Raw genomic sequence first — 22,751 nt, forward strand, 5'->3', positions numbered from 1 at the left:
CGGCCGAGACTCAGGCCGGATTCTCCCCCGCCTTGAGCGGATGTCCTGGATCCCCAGCAGCGCTATGAAGACACAACACCCCACAGAATTCATCGACGATCCCGCCAGCTTCCTCGACGTCCTCCGCTGGAGAGCCCTGCAACAGCCTGACCGGCCTGCCTTCGTGTTCCGCGAGGACGGCGACGAGGCGGATCTTCACCTGACGTATGGGGAACTCGACCGGCGAGCGCGAATCCTCGGTGGACTCCTCCAGGACCGGCTCCGTCGCGGTGAACGTGCGCTGCTGGTCTATCCGCCCGGCTTGGAGTTTCTCGCGGCCTTCTTCGGCTGTCTCTATGCCGGCGTGGTCGCGGTGCCGGTTTACCCGCCACGGCCCAACCGGCCGATGCCCCGGCTCAAGGCGATCGTGGCCGACTGTACCCCCGCGGCCGTCCTGACGACCGAGAGCGTGCGCGGTGAGGCCCCCCGCTGGTTCGCCCATGTGCCCGAGTTGGAACAGCCCCAATGGCTCGCCACCGACCTCGGGCTTGGGGGCGGTCTCGACGACCGCCTGGCCGATGCCTGGCAGAACCCAGGCGCCAGCCCCGCGACCCTGGCCTTCCTGCAGTACACCTCCGGCTCGACGGCGGCGGCCAAGGGAGTCATGGTCAGCCACGGCAACCTGGTCCGGAACTCGGAGTTGATCGGCGGTTGCTTCGCCTCGACCGAAGCGAGCCGAGGGGTCTTCTGGCTACCGCTCCATCACGACATGGGACTGATCGGTGGCGTCTTGCAAACGCTCCACTGCGGTGGCACCAGCACGCTCATGTCGCCGGTCGCCTTCCTCCAACGCCCGTTCCGCTGGCTCCAAGCGATTTCGCAGACGCGGGCGACCATCAGCGGCGGCCCGAACTTCGCCTACGACCTCTGCGTCCGCAAGGTGACCGCCGAGCAGCGGGCGAGCCTCGACCTGAGCCGCTGGGCGGTCGCCTTCAACGGCGCAGAGCCGGTCCGAGCGGAAACGCTCGACCGCTTCGCCGAAGCGTTCGCCCCTTGCGGATTCCGTCGCGAGGCCTTCCTCCCCTGCTATGGCCTCGCCGAATCCACCCTGCTCGTCGCGGGGGGGCCCGCCGAGGCCCGGCCGGTCGTCGTCTCGCTGGCGACGGCCCCGCTCGAGCAAAACCAGATCGTCCCGGCCCGCGCCGACGAGGCGGGCGTTCGCTCCCTGGTGAGCTCGGGGCGGATCCCGACCGGGCAGGTCGTCGCCATCGTCGATCCCGAGACGCGTCTCCGCTGCGCGGCCGACCGGGTCGGTGAAATCTGGGTCTCAAGCCCGAGCGTCGCCTTGGGCTACTGGAATCGACCCGAGATCACCGAAGTCAGCTTTCACGCGACCCTGGCCGACACGGGCGAGGGGCCGTTCCTTCGAACCGGCGACCTCGGGTTCGTCACCGATGGCGAGCTGATCGTCACCGGCCGCCTCAAGGACTTGATCATCGTCCGGGGCCGCAACGTCTACCCGCAAGACGTCGAGTGGACCGTCGAACAGAGCCACCCCGCACTCCGGCCCGAGGGGGGCGCGGCGTTCTCGGTGGAGGTGGACGGCGACGAGCAGCTCGTCGTCGTCCACGAGGTTGAGCGGCAGGTCAAAGGCAGCGACGTCGGTGCCATCCTCCTGGCGATCCGCCGCGCCGTCGCCGAGCAGCACGAGCTCGACGTTCAGGCCATCTGCCTGATCAAGGCGATGAGCCTCCCCAAGACTTCCAGCGGCAAGGTCCAGCGCCAGGCCAGCCGCGCGCTCTATCTCGCGGGGACGCTCGACGTCGTCGGCTCCCAGGTCAAGGAATCGGGAACCGGCGAGTCGCCCCCAACGCCCCTCGTCTCGATCCCGGCCGACCCCAAGGCGGCTGGCGAACGCCCCCGGGGGGCCGACGTGGCGGCCTGGTTGATCGCCCGGCTGGCCGGCACTCTGGGGCTTCCGCCGGAACAAATTGACACAAAAACACCTTTCGCCGGTTACGGGCTCAGCTCACTCCAGGCGGTCGGGTTGGCGGGCGAGCTCCAAGACTGGCTCGGGCAACCACTCTCGCCCACGCTTGTTTATGAGTACCCGACGATCGACGAACTCGCCGGCCACCTGGCCGGCGTCGCACACGACCGGGCGGACGACGAGGAAGGCGACCGTCGCGCCACGGCCGAGCCGATCGCCATCATCGGGGTCGGCTGCCGGTTCCCGGGGGCCGATGGCCCGGAAGCGTTCTGGAAGCTCCTGAGCGACGGGGTCGATGCGATTAGCGCGGTGCCCGCCGATCGCTGGGAGACCGCCACGGGCAACGGGTCGAGCAAGGGAGTTCCTCCTTGGGGGGGCTTTCTCGATCAGGTCGATCGGTTCGACGCCGACTTCTTCGGAATCTCGCCGCGCGAGGCGGTCCGGACCGACCCCCAGCAGCGGCTGCTCCTGGAACTCGCCTGGGAGGCGCTCGAAGATGCCGGCCAGGCGGTCGGGCGGCTGGCGGGGACACGGACCGGCGTCTACGTCGGGATCTCGACCAACGACTACGGCCGGCTCCAATGGGATCGAGCGGACTCGGTTGACCCTTATATCGTGACGGGCAACGCCGCGAGCATCGCGGCGAATCGCCTGTCGTACCTGCTCGACTTCCGCGGCCCGAGCCTGGCGATTGATACCGCCTGCTCGTCGTCGCTGGTGGCGGTCCACCTCGCCTGTCAGAGCCTCCGGAGCGGCGAGACGACGCTCGCCCTGGCCGGTGGAGTGAACGTCCTGCTCTCCCGCGAGATCGGCGCCAACTTCGCCGAGGCTGGTTTCCTCGCCCCCGACGGCCGCTGCAAGGCGTTCGACTCCCGCGCCGACGGCTATGTCCGCGCCGAGGGGGCCGGGTTCGTCGTGCTCAAGCCGCTCTCGCGAGCCCTAGCCGACGGCGACCCGATCCGTGCCTTGATCCGAGGCGAGGCGGTCAACCAGGACGGCCGCTCCAACGGCCTGACCGCACCGAGCCGCCAGGCCCAGGAAGGGGTCCTCCGCGACGCCTATCGCGCGGCGGGGGTCACACCCGATCAAGTCCAGTACGTCGAGGCCCACGGCACCGGCACGGCGCTCGGCGACCCGATCGAGGCGCGGGCCCTGGGCAACGTGCTGGGAGCGGGCCGGGCCGCGGACCGACCGTGCCTGATCGGCACGGTCAAGTCCAACATCGGCCACCTCGAAGCGGCCGCCGGGATCGCCGGCCTGATCAAAACGGTGCTCGCGCTCCAGCACCGGACGATCCCGCCCAGCCTCCACTTTGAGAACCCGAGTCCACACATCCCGTTTGCCAAGCTCGCGATCGAAGTCCAAGGCACGCTCCGGGCGTGGCCAACGACCGACGGGCCGGCCCGCGCCGGAGTCAGCGCCTTCGGATTTGGCGGCACCAACGCGCACGTCGTTCTCGAGTCCGCCCCGAGCCCGGCTCGAGCCCACGCCGACGATTCGAGCGACGACGAGGCCGTGCTGCTGCCGCTCTCCGCCCGCAGCCCCGAGGCGCTGCGCGAACTCGCGACATCTTATCGCAATATGCTGACATCCTCACTTAACGGCATCTCACTGCAAGACATCACCCATACCGCGAGCGTCCGCCGCAATCATCACGAGCATCGCCGGGCCGTAGTCGTCCGATCGTTCGGTGAGGCCGCCGCGCAGCTCGCTTCGGAGGCCTCTGAAGAACAAGTCGGCGCGGGACAACCGTCGAAGCTCGTCCTGGTCTGCTCCGGCCAAGGAGCGAAGTGGCGCGGGGTCGGACGCCTGCTCCTGGACCGCGAACCCGTCTTCCGGGCCGTCATCGAGCAGTGCGACGCCTGCTTCAAGCCGCTGGCCGGCTGGTCGCTGATGGCCCAGTTCCTGGCCGACGAGCCGACTGAGCCGAGCGCCGAGACCGAGGTCGCTCAGCCGGTGACCTTGGCCCTGCAAGTCGCCCTCGCCGCGCTCTGGCGGTCGTGGGGGATCGTGCCCGACGCGATCGTCGGCCACAGCCTCGGCGAGATCGCCGCGGCCCACCTCGCCGGCGCCTTGGCTCTCGAGGACGCGTTCCGGATCGCCTATCATCGCGGCCGCCTGATGCGGCGGGTCGCCGGGTTCGGGCTCACGGCCGCCCTCGGGCTTGCACCCGACGACGCCCAAGGTCACGTCGATGCCTCGGCCGGCCGGCTCGCGATCGCCGCCCTCAACGGTCCGGAGTTCACCACGGTCTCGGGTGATCCCACCGCCGTCCGTGAGCTCGTCGACCACCTTAAACATCAAAACATTTTTGCCCGCATCCTCGACGTCGACTGCGCCTTCCATAGCCCGCAGATGGACCCGCTGATCGGCGAGCTCGCCGAGTCCCTGGCCAGACTCGCGCCTCGAGCCACCTCGATCCCTCTCGTCTCGACGGTCACCGGAAAACCAATCGCTGGCGAAGCGCTCGACGCCGCTTACTGGGGCCGCAACCTGCGGCAGACCGTCCGGTTCGCCCCCGCGATCGAAACCGTACTGGCCGAGGATCGCCCGACCCTATTCCTGGAGCTCGGCGCCCACCCGGTGCTCGGGGCGTCGATCACCCGGATCCTCCGCCAGCAAGGCCGGCCGGGAATCAGCCTGCCCTCCCTCAGGCGTGGCGAGGACGATCGAACGGTCATGCTCCGTTCGCTGGGCACACTCTATACCGCCGGGTCCGACGTCCACTGGCCAGCCGTCGCCCCCACCGGGAATTGCGTCCCACTCCCTGTCTATCCCTGGCAGCGCGAGCGGTTCTGGCTCGAGCCCGCGGCCAAGCTCCCCGCGCGGAACGGTCATTCGGGCCCCAAGAACGGCAAGCCGCTCGACCCCGACGTTGCCGATTGGCTCTACGAGCTGGACTGGATCGCGAAGGATCGAGCGGTCACCGAAAGTCGCAACGGTTCTTGGCTCATCCTCGCGGACGCCCGCGGCGTCGGCCAGGGGCTCCGAACCCACCTGGAAGCGCGGGGCGTCTCGTGCGTGCTCGTCGCCTGTGCCGACCTCGACCTCGCCTGGCTCACGCATCAGATTCAAACCGAAAAACATAGCGGCATCGTTCACCTGGGAAGCCTGGACGCCGAAACGTCACCTCGCCCCAGTGGCGGCGAACTCGACGACGCGGAGCAAAAGGGCGTCGGCAGCGTGCTCCCCTTGATCCAGGCCCTCGGGAACCTCGAAACCCAAGGGAGCCAGCCCAAGCCAAGGCTCTGGGTGGTGACCCGAGGCGCCCAACCGGGTCCTGAGCCGAAGCCCGTTTACCTGAATGGAAACGGGGTTCACAAGCCGAAGCCGACGAACAATCAAGGCCTGGCGCAAGCACCTCTCTGGGGGATGGGCCGATCGATCGCACTCGAGTACGCGGAGCTTTGGGGCGGTCTGATCGACCTTGCCCCCGAAGACCGCGACGGCGGAGCCGCCGCGCTGGCGGCCGAGCTCCTCGACGGGGACGGCGAGGACCAGGTCGCCTTGCGAGGCCAGGAGCGTTACGTGCCACGGCTGGTCCGCCGCAAGGCGCCGGCCCCGCATCACGGGACGCCGCTCGTGCGGCCCGAGGGGACGTACCTGATCACGGGAGGACTCGGCGAGCTCGGGCTCCAAGCGGCTCGTTGGCTGGCGGAACGCGGAGCACGCCGGCTCGTGCTGGTCAGTCGGCGGAACCTTCCTCCGCGAGCGACCTGGGGCAAGCTCCCCGCCGGCGCCAGCGCCCGCAAAGCCGTCGCGGCGATCGAGGATCTCGAGCGACTGGGTGCGACGGTGGTGGTCGGCCACGTCGACGTGGCCGACCCCGAAGCCATGGCGGCGCTGTTCGAGCGGCTCCGGGAGACGCTTCCCCCGATCGTGGGAATCCTCCATACGGCGGGGCTCATCACCAACGCGACCACGCGTGACCTCGACCGGAAAACCGTTTCCGCGGTCCTCCGGCCCAAGGTCCTCGGCACCCGGATCCTGGACGAGCTGAGCCGCGACCTCCCGCTCGACTTCTTTGCCTTGTTCTCGTCGGTCGCATCGATCCTGGGGGCCAAGGAAGCACACTACGCCGCCGCCAATGCGTTTCTTGACGCCTTCGCGCTCGCCGCAACGGCCCATGGCCGACCCGTCCTGAGCGTCAACTGGGGCCCTTGGGCCGGGGTCGGCATGGCGGCCTCGGCCGACCGGATCAAGGCGTTCCAGCTCCTCGGCTTCAAGGCCCTCGATCCCGCTCGCGCGTTTCGCGTCCTGGAAGGCCTGATCCACGAAGGCAGGCCCCAAGCCTTCGTAGCCGACGTCGACTGGACCGGCCTGAAACTCCTGCATGCGGAGGGGGGGCACCGGCATCTCCTCGAGAAGCTCGAGGAGCCCCGCCGCCCCCGACGCGAACAGCGACACTCCGGTCAAGGAGACCTGGCCAACTGGCGGACCGCCCCTCTCGACCAGCGCCGCGAAACGCTCGTCCGCTACTTCCGCGAGCGCGTGGCGGGGGTGCTCCGGCTCGAGCCCGACCGGCTCGACCCCGCCCGCCCTTTGAATACGCTCGGACTCGACTCGCTGATGGCCATCGAGCTCAAGGGGGGCGTCGAGGCCGACCTCGGCACGATCCTCCCGCTCACGAGCCTGATGACAGGGCCGACCATCGCCGAGCTCGCCGACCAGGCGATCGCACTGGGCGAGGCCCACGCTCCCACGGCTCGGACTGCGCGCCCAACCGCCCGCCAGGCCGTCACCGAGCACGCGCTCTCGTTCGGCCAGCAATCGCTCTGGCACCTGCATCGCCTCGATCCCTCGAGCACCGCCTACAACATCGCGGGGGCAGCCCGCGTGCCGGCCGAAGTCGACGTCGAAGTGCTCCGCCGCAGCCTTCAGCGCCTCGTCGATCGCCACGCCACGCTCCGGACCACCTTCGCCGAGGTCGATGGTCGCCCCGTCCAGCGGATCCACGAGGCGTCACCGGTCTCGTTCCTGGTCGAGGATGTCTCCGCCTGGGACGAGGCCGCCGTCCATCAGCGTCTGATCGAGGAGGCCGACCGCCCGTTCAACCTCGAAACTGGCCCGCTCTTCCGCACCGCCCTCTTTTCGCGCTCGCCCCGGGAGCATTACCTCCTCCTGGCGGTTCATCATATCGTCAGCGACTTCTGGGCGGTCGCCGTCTTGCTCCACGAGCTCGGCCTGATCGTGCCGGCCGAGCGCGCCGGGATTCCGGTCCCGCTCGTCCCGCTGCCGATCGAGTACGCCGACTACGTGCGTTGGCAGGCCGAGATGCTGGCGGGAGCCGACGGAGAGCGACTCTGGGCCTACTGGCGCGACCAACTGGCCGGCCCACTTCCCACGCTCGCCTTGCCGACCGATCGGCCCCGCCCCGCGGTCCAGTCGCAGAACGGAGCGGCGCGGACGATCCATCTCGACAAGGCGCTGATCCAGCGCTTGACCCGGCTCGGAGGAGAGCACGGTACAAGCCTTTACGTCACCTTGCTCGCCGCGTTCGAAGCCTTGCTGGCGCGGCAGAGCGGCCAGAACGACCTGATCGTCGGCTCCCCCGTCGCGGGCCGGGACCACCAAGGCCAGAGCCAGGTAGTCGGTCACTTCGTCAACCCGTTGCCGCTCCGGGCCGACCTTTCGGGGAACCCGACCTTCACCGAACTCCTCGGCCGCGCCCGCCGCACCGTCCACGACGGCCTGGAGCATCAGGATTACCCGTTCCCGCTGCTGGTGGAACGGCTCCAGCCGGCCCGCGACCTCAGCCGCTCGCCCCTCTTTCAGGTCTTGTTCACCTTCCAGAAAGCGCAGCGGCTCGATAAGGAAGGGCTGACTCCGTTCGCGCTCCGCGAGCACGGCCCGCGACTCGACCTGGGCGGCTTCCCCCTGGAGTCGGTGGCCCTCGAACAGCACGCGGCCCAGTTCGACCTGGCGTTGACCACGGCCGAGACCGACGCGGGCCTGGCGGCTTCGCTCGAGTACAGCACCGACCTGTTCGACCGCGAGACCATCGACCGCATGCTCGAGCGGTTCCGGATCCTCCTGGAAGGGATCGCCGACGCCCCCGACACCCACCTCGCCGACCTGCCGCTGCTCAGCGACGCCGAGCGGCAACGCGTCCTCGTCGATTGGAACGACACCGCGGTCGAACCGCCCACGGAGTCGTTCATCCATCGCCTGTTCGAGGGGCAAGCCAAGAACGCCCCCGACGCCATCGCCGTCATCGATGCCCACGGTCGGTCGCTCTCCTACGCCGAGCTCGACGTCAAGGCGAACCGGCTGGCCCATCACCTCGTCGCGCAACGGGTCAGCCCCGACTCACGGGTCGGACTCTGCGTCGACGGCTCACCCGAGATGATCGTCGGCATCCTCGCCATCCTCAAGGCAGGGGCTGCCTACCTCCCGCTCGACCCGGACTACCCGCGCGACCGCCTGGCCACGATGCTCGACGATGCGCGGGTCTCCCTGATCTTGACCGTGGAGCGGCTGCTCAGCGTCTTGCCGGACGACTTCAAGGGCCGGGTCATCCTGCTCGATCACGCCGAGGAAATCGCCGGACAGGACCCAGGACGCCCGCCGCTCGTCGACTTGCACCCCGACAACCTGGCCTATGTGATCTACACGTCGGGCTCCACGGGCAAGCCCAAGGGGGTGCCGGTCGCGCATCGGAACCTGGTCCACTCGACCGAGGTGCGGTTCCTCCGCTACCGCCAGCCGGTCCGCGGTTTCTTGCTGCTCTCATCGTTCGCCTTCGACAGCTCGGTGGCCGGGATCTTCTGGACCCTCAGCCAAGGGGGAACGCTCGTGCTCCCCGCGCGGGGGTCCCAAGCCGACCCGGCCGCAATCGCCGACCTCGTGCAACGCCAACAGGTGTCCCACCTGCTCTGCGTCCCCTCGCTCTTGAACCTGGTCCTCGACGAGGCCCCCCATGCAAGCTTGGCCAGCCTGACGACCGTCATCGTCGCGGGCGACTTCTGCCCCCGCGACCTGCCCGACCGGCTCCGGACCCTGCTCCCCGCGACCGACCTGTTCAACGAGTACGGCCCCACCGAGGCGACCGTCTGGTGTACTGTTCATCTCTGTGACCATCAAGAAACGGGGATCGTCCCGATCGGCCGGCCGATCGCCAATACCCAGATCTACGTCCTCGACCCCGGGATGCGGCCCGTCCCGATCGGCGTGGCCGGCGAACTCTATATCGGCGGCGAAGGCGTGGCGCGCGGCTATCTCGACCGCCCCGCGCTCACCGCCGAACGGTTCCTCCCCGACCCGTTCGGAAAACCGGGCGCGCGGCTCTACCAGACCGGGGACCTCGCCCGCTGGCGGGCCGACGGCACCCTCGAATGCCTCGGCCGGCTCGACCATCAAGTCAAGATCCGCGGACATCGTATCGAGCTCGGTGAAGTCGAGGACGCGCTTCACGACCATCCGAGCGTCCTGGCCGCCGTCGCCCTGGCGCGACCCGATGCGCAAGGCCATGCTCAACTGGTCGCCTACCTCGTCACGACCAACGACGCGCAAACCACCGCCGCCGAACTCCGCCGCTGGCTCAAGCCCAGGCTCCCCGAGCCGATGATCCCCTCCGCGTTCGTGCTCCTGAACGCCTTGCCGCTCACCCCCAACGGCAAGGTCGACCGCAAGGCACTTCCCGATCCCGAGGCCAACAGCCTCAGCTCGGGCGAACCGTACGAGGCGCCTCGCAACCCGGCCGAGACCCTCGTCGCCCAGACCTGGGAACTTGTGCTCAAGCGTGAACGTGTGGGGATCCACGACGACTTCTTCGAGCTCGGCGGCCACTCGCTCCTCGCCACCCAGGTGGTCTCGCGACTCCGCGATGCCTTCAATACCGCCATCCCGCTCCGGACCCTCTTCGAGGCGACCACCGTCACCGCACTGGCGCAACGCCTCGAAACGCTCCAGCAAGACACAAGGGGAGTAGCGTTCACTCACGCCCCCTCGATCGTCGCCGGACCGTCGGAAGGGCCCGTCCCGACCTCGTTCGCACAGCAACGGCTCTGGTTCCTCGACCAGCTCGAGCCGGGGAGCCCGCTCTACAACATCCCGCTCGCCATTCAGATCGACGGGCCGCTCGACTCGAACGCGCTCCACCAGGCGCTCGACGAGGTGGTCCGCCGCCACCAATCGCTCCGGACCACGTTCCAGGCCCTGGAGGGACGACCGATCCAGGTCTTTGAACCGGTGGTCGCACTCCCGTTGACCCGGATCGACCTCTCCTCCTGGCCCCTCGACGATCGCCAAACCGAGGTGGCGAAACGGATCAACAACGAGGCCAAACGCCCGTTCAACCTGACCGACGGACCGCTCATCCACGCGGACCTGCTCCGCCTCGAGCCCACGCGGCACGTCCTGCTCCTGACCATGCACCACATCATCTCCGATGGCTGGTCGCTCGGTGTTCTGATCCGAGAAGCAGGCGCACTCTACGACGCGTTCGCTCACGGCCGGCCTTCCCCGCTCCCCGAGTTGCCGATCCAGTACGCCGACTACGCCCGCTGGCAGCACCAAGAGCTCCAAGGCCAAACCCTCAATCCCCAGCTCGCCTACTGGACCCAGCAGCTTGCCGGCGTGACCCCGCTCGAGATCCCGACCGATCGCCCTCGTCCCCCTGCCCTCTCCTATCGAGGCGGCGAGCGTTCCATGGTCCTCGCGCTCCCCCTGCTCGACGAGCTCCGCAAGGTCGCGCGACAGGAAGAGGCCACCCTCTTCATGATCCTGATCGCCGCCTTCCAGACGCTCCTGCATCGGGTCTCGGGGCAGAACGACATCGCCGTCGGGTCGCCCGTCGCGGGACGGACCCGGCCCGAGACCGAGGGACTCATCGGCTTCTTCCTCAATACGCTCGTGCTCCGCGCCGAGCTCTCCGGGGACTTGAGCTTCCGGGACCTGCTTCGGCGCACCAAGCCGATCGTCCTCGACGCCTTCGCCCATCAGGACCTGCCGTTCGAGCAAATCGTCGAGGCCGTGGCCGGTCAGCGCGACGCCAGTCGGTCCCCCTTGTTTCAGGCGATGCTCATCCTTCAGAACGCGCCTCTGCCCCCCTTGGCCACCGCCGGCCTGACATTGAGCGTCCTCGAGCCTCCCGTCGAGACCGCCAAGTTCGACCTCACACTCAAGCTGACCGAAACCGATCAGGGCCTCAACGCGGCCCTCGAATACAGCACCGACCTGTTCGACGCCAGCACGGTCGACCGGATGCTCGGCTGGTTCGAAACCTTGCTGCAAGGGATCGTCGCCGCCCCGGAGACGCCGCTGGCCAACCTGCCGCTCCTGAGCGCGGGCGAACGCGACCAACTCGTCGTCGCGTGCAACGACACCGGGATCAAAGTGCCTGACGGGTCGTCGGTCCCTCGCTTGTTCGAAGCGCAAGTCGGCCGCACGCCCGACGCCACGGCCGTGATCGACGCCGACGGCCGATCGCTCACCTACGCTCAGCTCGACCATGCCGCCAACCAGCTCGCGCACCAGCTCCGAGCCCTGGGCGCCGGACCCGACACGCTCGTTGCCCTCTGCACCGAGCGATCACCCGACATGCTCGTCGCACTCCTCGGTGTCCTCAAGGCAGGCGCCGCCTACCTCCCCCTCGACCCCGAGTATCCCCGCGACCGCCTCGAGTTCATGCTTCGCGACTCACGGGCCGCGATCCTGCTGACGCATCGAAAGATCCAGAACTTGCTCCCGGACACGGGCGCCCCCACGATCCTCCTTGACGACGACCGCGCCGAGCTCGAGCGCCACGACGGCGGCGCTCCCCCCGACGTCCGTCACGACGCGGCGAGCCTCGCCTACGTCATCTACACCTCGGGCTCCACCGGCAAGCCCAAGGGCGTCATGATCCCTCATCACGCCCTCACCAACTTTATTCTCGCCATGCGAGCCCTCCTCGGACTCGAAGCCGCCGACTCGCTCCTCGCCGTCACCACGCTCTCCTTCGACATCGCCGTCCTCGAGCTCTTCTTGCCACTCGTCGTCGGCGCTCGGATCGAGCTCGCCAGCCGCGACGAGGCCAGTGACGGTCCACGACTCGCCAAACGACTCCGCGACGGCGACGCCCGGTTCCTCCAGGCCACCCCCGCCACCTGGAGGCTCCTCCTCGACTCCGGCTGGGATGGACAACCCGGACTCTCCATCCTCTGCGGCGGCGAGGCCATGCCCCGCGAACTTGCCGAGCGATTGCTCCCCAAAGCCGACGCACTCTGGAACCTCTACGGGCCGACCGAGACCACCGTCTGGTCCACCGCCGCCCCGGTGGAAACCGGCACCGGCAATGTCTCCATCGGCCGGCCGATCGCCAATACCCAGATCTACATCCTTGATGCCCAGCTCCAACTGGTCCCGATCGGCGTGGCCGGCGAACTCTACATCGGCGGCGAAGGGGTGGTGCGGGGCTATCTCGACCGCCCCGCACTCACCGCCGAACGGTTCCACCCCGACCCGTTCGGAAAACCGGGCGCGCGGCTCTACCAGACCGGTGACCTCGCCCGCTGGCGGGCCGACGGCACCCTCGAATGCCTCGGCCGCCTCGACCATCAAGTCAAGATCCGCGGACATCGCATCGAGCTCGGCGAAGTCGAGGACGCGCTTCACGACCATCCGAGCGTCCAGGCCGCCGTCGCCGTGGCACGACCCGACGCGCAAGGCAATGCTCAACTGGTTGCCTACCTCGTCACGACCGACGCCACGCGAACCACCGCCGCCGAACTCCGCCACTGGCTCAAGCCCAGGCTCCCCGAGCCGATGATCCCCTCCGCGTTCGTGCTCCTGGACGCCTTGCCGCTCACCCCCAACGGCAAGGTCGACCGCAAGGCGCTCCCCGATCCCGTCACGCAGGTCATCGCTTCGGGAGAACCGTACGAGGCGCCTCGGACCAAGGCCGAGAGTCTCGTCGCGCAGACATGGGAGCAAATCCTCAAGCGGGAACGTGTGGGAATCCACGATAACTTCTTCGAGCTCGGCGGCCACTCGCTCCTCGCCACCCAGGTGGTCTCGCGACTCCGTGACGCCTTCGACACCGACATCCCGCTCCGGACTCTCTTCGAGGCGACCACCGTCGCCGCGCTGGCGGAACGGCTCGAAACGCTCCAGCAGGCCAGTCGAGGGACGAACGCACCGCCGTTGCGGCCCGCGCCTCGGGATCGAGACCCGCTCCCCGCTTCGTTCGCCCAGCAGCGGCTCTGGTTCCTCGACCAGCTCGAGCCGGGGAGCCCGCTCTACAACATCCCGCTCGCGATCAAAATCGACGGACCGCTCAACACGATCGCCCTCCAACGCGCCCTCGACGAGGTGGTCCGCCGCCACGAATCGCTCCGGACCCACTTCCGCGCCGAGGACGGACGGCCAATCCCGGTCTTCGCTCCCGAACTGACCGTCGCCTTGCCCACGACCGACCTCTCCACCTGGCCCCCCGATCGGCGCCGGGCCGAGGTCGCCAACCGGATGGAAGACGAGGCCCAGCGCCCGTTCGACCTCGCGCACGGCCCCTTGATTCATGCGGCCTTGCTCTGTCTCGAAAGCCGCCAGCACATCCTCCTGCTGACCTTGCACCACGTCATCGCCGACGGCTGGTCGCTCGGCGTGCTCGTCCGCGAGGCCGGAGCGCTCTACGACGCCTTCGCCCAAGGCCGGCCTTCGCCGCTGCCCGCATTGCCGATCCAATACGCCGACTACGCCCTCTGGCAGCGCCAGTGGCTGCAAGGCGAGAACCTCGACAATCAGCTCGCCTACTGGACCAAACAACTTGCCGGCGTGACCCCGCTCGAGATCCCGACCGACCGGCCTCGTCCCCCCGCCTTGACTCATCAAGGGGGCGAACGCGCCACGGTCCTCGCGCTCCCCCTGCTCGACGAGCTCCGCAACCTCGCGAGACAGGAAGGGGCCACCCTCTTCATGACCTTGATCGCCGCCTTCCAAACGCTCTTGCATCGCGTTTCGGGTCAAAACGACATCGCCGTCGGGTCGCCCGTCGCGGGACGGACTCGCTCCGAAACCGAGGGACTCATCGGCCTCTTCGTCAACACGCTGGTGCTCCGCGACGAACTCTCCGGCGAACTGAGCTTCCGGCAGCTCCTCCAACGGACCAAGCCGATCGTCCTCGACGCCTTCGCACATCAGGATCTGCCGTTCGAGCAAATCGTCGAGGCGGTGGCCGCGGACCGTGACCCCAGCCGCTCCCCCTTGTTCCAGGCGATGCTCATCCTCCAGAACGCGCCTCTGCCCCCGTTGGCGACCGCCGGCCTGACGATGAGCGTCCTCGAACCCGCGGCCGGCACCGCGAAGTTTGACCTCACGCTCAAGCTGACCGAAACCGAACAGGGCCTCAACGCGGCCCTGGAGTACGCCACCGACCTGTTCGAGAGCGACACCGTCGACCGGATGCTCGGCTGGTTCCGAACCTTGCTGGAAGGCATCGTCGCCAACCCCGAGACCTCCCTGGCCGACCTGCCGCTATTGACCGACGACGAACGCCAACGGGTCCTCGTCGACTGGAACACCGACCGTGAAAACGCCCCGTTGCCGTCATCTCCGACCGCTCCCGAACGACCAAAGCCGGTCCACCACCAGAACGGCATACTCGATCACGCGCACGACCTCGACGGCCTCTCCGACGAGGAGGTGGAATCCTTGCTCCAGAGTCTGCTGGTCGATGAGGAAAGCTGACGAGACACCGAGCGATCGTTTTCGCCGAAATATCCCTAATATTTCCATCAATATGAATCCTCTATTCATCGAGACTGTCGCAAGAATACCGGGATCTCGTTCCCACGCTCTGCGTGGGAATGCTGTCTGCGACGCTCCGCGTCGGCTCCCCCAGCGGGTGGGGCCGCAGAGCGTGGGAACGCGTTTCTCCCGCAAATTTCGGCCTAAGAGGCAGACAGACGGCCCGGTTTCCTTCCGACAGACTCGACGAATTCCGAACCAGTCCCTGGCAAGCATTCGACATATTTATGCTTGGCAGCCCCGAAGGGGCGACTGTTCGGGCAAGACCAGGGCGATTCACGGCCGTCCCACCGGGGCTGCAAAATGAGCCACATTCTCAAAACGACCGCCAACCTGACGCCCGAGCAGAAGCGTGCCTTGCTGACACGCCTGCTTCGTGAGAAGGCCGGCGGAGCGATCCGGGAAGAAACGATCGCCCATCGCTTGTTCGAGGCGCAAGCCGGACGTACGCCCGACGCCACGGCCGTGATCGACGCCGACGGCCGATCGCTCACCTACGCCCAGCTCGACAACGCCGCCAACCAGCTCGCGCACCAGCTCCGAACCCTGGGCGCCGGACCCGATACGCTCGTGGCCCTCTGCACCGAGCGATCGCCCGACATGCTCGTCGCACTCCTCGCTGTCCTCAAAGCAGGCGCCGCCTACCTCCCCCTCGACCCCGAGTACCCCCGCGACCGCCTCGAGTTCATGCTTCGCGACTCACGGGCCGCGATCCTGCTGACGCATCGAAACATCCAGAACCTGCTCCCGGACACGGGCGCCCCCACGATCCTCCTTGACAACGACCGCGCCGAGCTCGAACGGCATGACGGGACCCGGCCCCCCGATGTGTCTCCCCACCCCGCGAGCCTCGCCTACGTCATCTACACCTCGGGCTCTACCGGCAAGCCCAAGGGCGTCATGATCCCTCATCACGCCCTCACCAACTTTATTCTCGCCATGCGAGCCCTCCTCGGACTCGAAGCCGCCGACTCGCTCCTCGCCGTCACCACGCTCTCCTTCGACATCGCCGTCCTCGAGCTCTTCTTGCCACTCGTCGTCGGCGCTCGGATCGAGCTCGCCAGCCGCGACGAGGCCAGTGACGGTCCACGACTCGCCAAACGACTCCGCGACGGCGACGCCCGGTTCCTCCAGGCCACCCCCGCCACCTGGAGGCTCCTCCTCGACTCCGGCTGGGACGGACAACCCGGACTCTCCATCCTCTGCGGCGGCGAGGCCATGCCCCGCGAACTCGCCGAGCGATTGCTCCCCAAAGCCGACGCGCTCTGGAACCTCTACGGGCCGACCGAGACCACCGTCTGGTCCACCGCCGCCCCGGTGGAAACCGGCACCGGCACCGTCTCCATCGGCCGGCCGATCGCCAATACTCAGGTCTACATCCTCGACGCCAGGATGCAGCCGGTTCCGGTCGGTGTCGCCGGCGAACTCTACATCGGCGGCGAGGGGGTGGTGCGGGGCTATCTCGACCGCCCCGCGCTCACCGCCGAACGGTTCCACCCCGACCCGTTCGGAAAACCGGGCGCGCGGCTCTACCAGACCGGTGACCTCGCCCGCTGGCGGGCCGACGGCACCCTCGAATGCCTCGGCCGGCTCGACCATCAGGTCAAGATCCGCGGACACCGCATCGAGCTCGGCGAAGTCGAGGACGCGCTTCACGACCATCCGAGCGTCCAGGCCGCCGTCGCCGTGGCACGACCCGACGCGCAAGGCAATGCTCAATTGGTTGCCTACCTCGTCACGACCGACGACGCGCAAACCACCGCCACTGAGCTCCGCCGCTGGCTCAAGCCCAGGCTCCCCGAGCCGATGATCCCCTCCGCGTTCGTGCTCCTGGACGCCTTGCCGCTCACCCCCAACGGCAAGGTCGACCGCAAGGCGCTCCCCGATCCCGAGGCCAATAGCCTCACCTCGGGCGAACCGTACGAGGCGCCTCGCACCCCGTCCGAGGCGCTCGTCGCCCAGACCTGGGAACTCGTGCTCAAGCGGGAACGTGTCGGGATCCACGATAACTTCTTCGAGCTCGGCGGCCACTCGCTCCTCGCCACCCAGGTGGTCTCGCGACTCCGCGAGACCTTCAAGACCGACATCCCGCTCCGGACTCTCTTCGAAGCGACCACCGTCGCCTCGCTGGCGGAACGCCTCGACAGCCTTCGCCAAGCAACCCCAAAAACGATCGCGCCGCCGATCGTGGCGGGGCCGCGGGGCGGATCGGCGCCGGCGTCGCTGGCGCAGCAGTCGCTCTGGTTTCTCGACCGGCTCGCGCCGGGGCAGCCGACGTTCAATATCAACGGTGCCGCGCGACTCAAAGGGCCGTTCGACATCAAGGCACTCGAGCACGCCTTCAACGAAATCGTTCGCCGCCACGACGCGTTGCGGACCACGTTCGCCATGAGCGATGGCAGCCCGATCCAGGTGATCGCCCCCGCTCGCGAGCTTTTTCTTGCGGTGGAGGATCTTCGCCACTGGCCCGAACCGCGTCGTGAGGCCGAGGCCGAGCGGCTCGCCCACGAAGAGGCCAGGCGCCCGTTCGACCTCGCTCGAGGGCCGCTCGTGCGCGCCGCCCTGCTCCGCCTGGGCGAGTTCGATCATGTGCTCTTGTTGACGATGCATCATATCGTCACAGACGGATGGTCGTTCGGCGTTGCGGTGCGTGAGCTGGCGGCCTTGTATGAATCCCGTCGGGCCGGCCTGCCGTCCCCGTTGCCCGAGTTGCCGATCCAGTACGCCGACTTCGCCACCTGGCAGCGGAACTGGCTGCAAGGGGACGTCCTCGAGGGTTTGATCGGCTACTGGACGAAGCAGCTCGCGGGGGTCTCCCCCCTGGAGCTCCCCACCGACCGGCCTCGGCCGGCGGTTCGGGCCGCGCGGGGGGCGAACCGTCTGTTCGCGATCGGGCCCGACCTGACCGCCAGACTCGAGGCCCTGGGACGCCGCGAAGGGGCGACCACCTTCATGGTCTTGCTCGCGGCCTTCCAGACGCTCTTGCACCGGTACTCGGGGCAGGACGACTTCGCCGTCGGCACGCCAATCGCCAACCGCAACCGTGCGGAAATCGAAGGGCTGATCGGCTACTTCGTAAATATGTTGGCGCTTCGCGCCGACCTCTCGGGCGACCCCAGCTTCCGCGAACTCCTGGGCCGGGTCCGCCAGGTGGCCCTCGAAGCCTACGAGCACCAGGACCTCTCGCTCGACAAACTGATCGAAATCATCCAGCCGCCCCGCGACCTGAGCCGCACCCCCTTGTTCCAGGTGATGTTCGTGCTTCAAAACGCCCCGATGCCCGACATCGCGGGGGGCGACCTGACGCTCGAGCCCTTGTTCGTGGGCGCGGGGAACGGGACGGCGAAGTTCGATCTCACGCTCGCCCTCGAGGAGAGTGGGCACGGCCTGGCCGGAGGTGTCGAGTACAACACCGAGCTCTTCGACGAAGCCACGATCGCGCGGATGCTCGACCACTTCCTGACCTTGCTGGAAGCGATCGCCGCCGACCCCGAACAACGACTCTCCCGCCTGCCGATTCTCACCGAGCCCGAGCGCCTGCACCTGGTCGGCGCGGCGAGCCGGGCCACGGTCGAGCAGGCAGCCAGCAAGGCGGCAGCCTGTATCCACCACCGTTTCGAGGAGCAAGCCGAACACACGCCCGAGGCCGTCGCCCTGGTCTCAGGCGATGCCCAGCTCCGCTACGGCGCACTCGACAGCAAAGCGAACCAGCTTGCCCGCCATCTCCAAACCCTGGGGGTCACGCCCGAGCGCCCGGTCGCCATCGCCGTCGCCGATCCGTTCGCAAAAATCGTCGGCCTACTTGCCGTCCTCAAGGCCGGGGGTGCCTATCTCCCGCTCGATCCGACCCTGCCGAAACCGCGGCTCGCGGCGATCCTGGACGATGCGCAAGCTCAGATCCTCCTGACCGACGCCACGCTCCGGGCTGGCCTGCCATCCTCCCACGCCCTGATCGTCGACCTCGATACCGATCAACAGATCATCGCCAGCCAGTCCGACGATCGGCTGCCGGCGACCGCGAAGCCCGCGAACCTCGCCTACGTGATCTCAACCTCGGGGAGCCTGGGCCAGCCCAAGGGGGTCGCGGTCAGTCATGCCAGCCTGGCGGCCACGTTTGACGCCTGGAACGAGGCGTATGGCCTGGAGCAGGCCGGCACCCGCCACCTCCAGATGGCCAACTTCGCCTTCGACGTGTTCACGGGCGACTGGGTCCGTGCCCTCGGCTCGGGGGGAACGCTGGTCTTCTGTCCGCGCGAGACCTTGCTCGACCCGCCAGCGCTCCACGCGTTGATGGTCCGCGAGCGCGTGACCTGCGCTGAGTTCGTCCCGACAGTGATCGAGAACCTGCTGCCATACCTGGAGGAGTCCGGCAAGTCGCTCGACTTCTTGGAGCTCCTCGTGGTCGGCTCCGACCTCTGGCACGCCGGCGAATATGAACGGCTCCGTCGCCTGGCGGGGCCGACGACCCGGATCGTCAACTCGTACGGCCTGACCGAAGCGACCATCGACAGCACCTTCTTTGAAGGGTCCCTGGCCGACCGGCCAGTAAACCGGCCCGTGCCGATCGGCCGGCCTTTGAACAACAGTCGCGTGTATGTTCTTGACCGCAACTTGCAGCCGGTTCCCGTGGGCGTACCGGGGGAGCTGCACGTCGGGGGCCTCGGGCTGGCGCGTGGCTATCACCGTCGCCCCGCGCTGACGGCCGCGGCATTCGTCCCGAACCCGTTCGCCGAAAGCCCGGGCGAACGGCTCTACAAGACGGGGGACCTCGCCCGCTGGCTTCCCAGCGGCAACCTCGAGTTGGTGGGTCGGATCGACCATCAGGTCAAGGTCCGCGGATTCCGGATCGAGCTGGCGGAGGTCGAGGCGGCCCTGGTCCAGCACCCCGACGTCCGCGAGGCGGTGGCGGCCGTCGCCCGGGACAAGTCGCTCGTCGCCTACGTCGTGCCCCGCCCCGGGCACACGATCGCGCCTGAGACGCTCCGTCGCGGACTTCTCGACGTGTTACCCCGGCCGATGATCCCCTCCACGTTCATCGTGCTCGACGCGCTTCCGCAGACCAGCTCGGGCAAGGTGGACCGCAACGCCCTGCCGCCGATCGAAGGGACAGGCACCGCGCGGGCCGGAGCGGTCGTTGCCCCCCGCGACGAGGTCGAGCAGGATCTCGTCCGGATCTGGGAAGAGCTCTTAAATGTTCACCCGGTGGGCGTCACCGACGACTTCTTCGACCTGGGGGGCCACTCCCTGCTCGCCGTCCGTCTGACCGCCCGGATCGAGGAGCGATTCGGCCGCAAGCTCTCGCTCTCGACCCTCTTCCTGGGAGCGACGATCGAGGATCTCGCCGCCACCTTACGAGGCGGAAATCATGCACAAGCGAGCGTATGGTCGCCCTTGGTGCCGATTCGCCCCTCCGGAACCGGTCGGCCGTTCTTCTGCGTTCATCCGATCGGCGGCAACGTGCTCTGCTACCACGAGCTAGCCCGCCACCTCGGGGCCGATCGCCCCGTCTACGGGTTGCAAGCGGCCGGGCTCGAGGGGGATCAACCCGCCGAGACCCGCCTGGACCTGATGGCCGCCCGCTATCTCGGGGCGATTCGAGACGTCCAGCCCGAAGGGCCGTACCACCTCGGCGGGTGGTCGCTGGGGGGCGTCATCGCGTTCGAGATGGCCCGGCAACTACAAGCCGCCGGCCAACAAGTCGCCACGCTGGTCCTGATCGACAGCCAGACGATGGCCGGCGCCTTGGGCAACGTCGGTCCGATCTCCGACGACCAGATCGATGCCGCCTTCCTCATGGACCTGACCCGAGCCTCCTCGGGCGTCTCCGCGGGGTCCGGCTCGGGCGAGGATTGGGGCGACCTGGTCACCCAGGGCGCTCAGATCGCCGAGCAACTCGCCGCCGAGTTCGGTCGCGAGCGGTTGGAGCGGCTCCAAGCCGTGTTCAAGGCAAACTTCCTCGCCCTCTCAGGCTACACCCCCGAACCGTTCGCGGGCCGGCCAGTCCTGATCCGCGCCCCCGGGCCCATGGGTGAAGGTCTGTTCGATTCCACCATGGGATGGAGTGCGCTGGCGACCGAAGGAGTCACCACCCACGTCCTTCCCGGCAATCACTATTCGTTGCTGAAAACTCCGACCGTCGAAGCTCTGGCCAAGATCGTCGAAGCGGAGCTCACAGCAAAACCCTAAGGCATATTAGAGAGTCGGTTTTTCGTTGGGTGGACACGATCCACCAGGTTTCGCCCGCAACTAGGAAAAGACAAAAAAAGAAGAATGCGGGCGGGTCGCCCGCGGTCCCAGGGAAACGCGACTGAGCCGGAAACGAGACAGCCCCCCTGATCGGCGAGACTGAAGAAAGCGTCCTGTCATGAACCTTCTCTTATTTTTGCTGCGTGCGTCCAAAGGCGTCATCGCACTCTCGCTGGCCGCGGGCCTCGTCAGCGGCTTGAGTGGGGTCGGCCTGATCGCCTTGATCCATGCGGAGCTCGGCCAGACCCCGGCCTCGTCGTCGCGGCTGGGCCTGGCCTTCGCCGCGCTCTGTCTGGTGGCGGCCCTGGCGCGAGTGATCGCCCAAGCTTCGATGGTCCGGATCGGGCAGGAAACGGTCTTCAAGCTCTGCCTGCACATCTGTCGAAAAATCCTCTCCGCTCCCTTGCGCCGCTTCGAGGAGCTCGACTCCGGAGCATTAGTGGCGGTCCTGACCGAGGACGTGCTCACCGTCGCCAATGGCCTGGCGGGGGTTCCACTGCTCGGCATCAACCTGCCGATCGTGCTCGCCTGCCTCGTCTATGTCGGCTGGCTCTCCCCTCCGGTTCTCGTTTGCGGGCTCCTGTTCACGGTCCCCGCGATCGCCATGAACACCTATTTGATGAGCAACGGCGTGCGGCAACTCACGCGGGCTCGGGCCGAGCAAGACGTCCTGGTCGGCCACTTCCGCTCGTTGATCGATGGGTTCCGCGAGTTGAAGTTGCACCGGGCGCGGCGGGAGGCGTTCCTTGAGGACTGCCTTCGTGCCTCGACGGCGACGGTCCGGGATCGCAACTCAGCCGGCCTCACGTTCTATGCGTTGGCGGCGAGCTGGGGCCAGTTGGCGTTCTTCGGGTTCATCGGGTTCGTCCTCTTCGTGCTCCCGAGCGTGGTCGACGTCGGCCGCCAAGCGCTCGCCGGGGCGACGCTGGTCGTCCTCTTCATCATGTCGCCGCTCGACGTCGTGCTCGCCTGGGTGCCGATCCTCGGACGGGCCGGGATCTCGCTACGGAGGATCCAGGCCCTCGACCCTTCGATCCAGACATGCGACACCCCGGATGCCGCCGACAATGCAACTCAGTCCAGACGGGTTGAATTCCAGTCGGCCATCACGCTCTCAGGGGTCAAATACGTCTACCGGCACGCGAACGATCCCGAAGGTTTCTCCCTGGGTCCGATCGATCTGACGCTTCGTCCCGAGGAGATCGTGTTCCTGGTCGGCGGCAACGGTAGCGGCAAGACGACCCTGGTCAAGCTGATCTCGGGCCTCTATGCGAGTGAGGAAGGGACGATTCAGGTCGATGGCCGAACCGTCACCGCCGACGACCAGGAGGACTACCGCCAGCTCTTCTCGGCCGTCTTCGCCGACGGCCACCTGTTCAAGACGCTCCTCGGCTTCGAGTCGGACGGCCTCGACGAACGCGCCACCCGGGAGCTGGCGCGGCTCGAAATGGACGAGCACGTTCGCGTCGAGCGCGGGGCCTTCTCGACCACCGACCTCTCGCAAGGGCAGCGGAAGCGGCTGGCGCTCCTGGGGGCCCTCCTCGAGAATCGGCCGATTTGCATCCTCGACGAATGGGCGTCGCACCAGGACCCTCATTTCAAGAAAACGTTCTATCTCGAGATCCTTCCCGAGTGGCGCGCCCGCGGGAAGACCCTCATCGTCATCAGCCACGACGAAGATTACTTCCACGTGGCGGACCGCCTGATCTACCTCGACTCGGGACGGATCACGGCGGGCGAGCTCGACGTGGCTCCGGGCCGAACGATGCGTTGACCGGCCCCTCATGAGAGACGACAGAATTTCCCTTGG

3 protein-coding genes are annotated in these 22,751 nt (G+C 67.8%); all 3 read left to right on the forward strand.

The features are described 5' to 3' along the window. The first annotated feature begins 64 nt into the window (after positions 1–64). The 3 genes from BUS42_RS15815 (at position 65) to BUS42_RS15825 (ending at position 22,715) form a co-directional block, all read left to right on the forward strand. Entirely contained in the window at positions 65–14,635 is a 14,571-nt protein-coding gene (locus BUS42_RS15815) for a hybrid non-ribosomal peptide synthetase/type I polyketide synthase (RefSeq protein WP_074307796.1), read from the forward strand. Positions 14,636–14,998: 363 nt separating this feature from the next. Continuing rightward, positions 14,999–20,881, forward strand: coding sequence for an amino acid adenylation domain-containing protein (locus BUS42_RS15820; protein WP_083670233.1), 5,883 nt, complete (start codon positions 14,999–15,001; stop codon positions 20,879–20,881). Between the two features lie 178 nt (positions 20,882–21,059). Further along, the gene (locus BUS42_RS15825; protein ID WP_074307798.1) at positions 21,060–22,715 is read left to right on the forward strand and encodes a cyclic peptide export ABC transporter; all 1,656 of its coding nucleotides are present in this window, start codon (positions 21,060–21,062) and stop codon (positions 22,713–22,715) included. Positions 22,716–22,751: the final 36 nt, after the last annotated feature.

The organism is Singulisphaera sp. GP187 (assembly GCF_900129635.1).
Classification (GTDB): Bacteria; Planctomycetota; Planctomycetia; order Isosphaerales; family Isosphaeraceae; genus Singulisphaera.

Excerpts from the sequence above, each read along its gene's own strand:
- BUS42_RS15815 (WP_074307796.1), top strand. The coding sequence starts at position 65 with ATGAAGACACAACACCCCACAGAATTCATCGACGATCCCGCCAGCTTC.
- BUS42_RS15820 (WP_083670233.1), top strand. The coding sequence starts at position 14,999 with ATGAGCCACATTCTCAAAACGACCGCCAACCTGACGCCCGAGCAGAAG.
- BUS42_RS15825 (WP_074307798.1), top strand. The coding sequence starts at position 21,060 with ATGAACCTTCTCTTATTTTTGCTGCGTGCGTCCAAAGGCGTCATCGCA.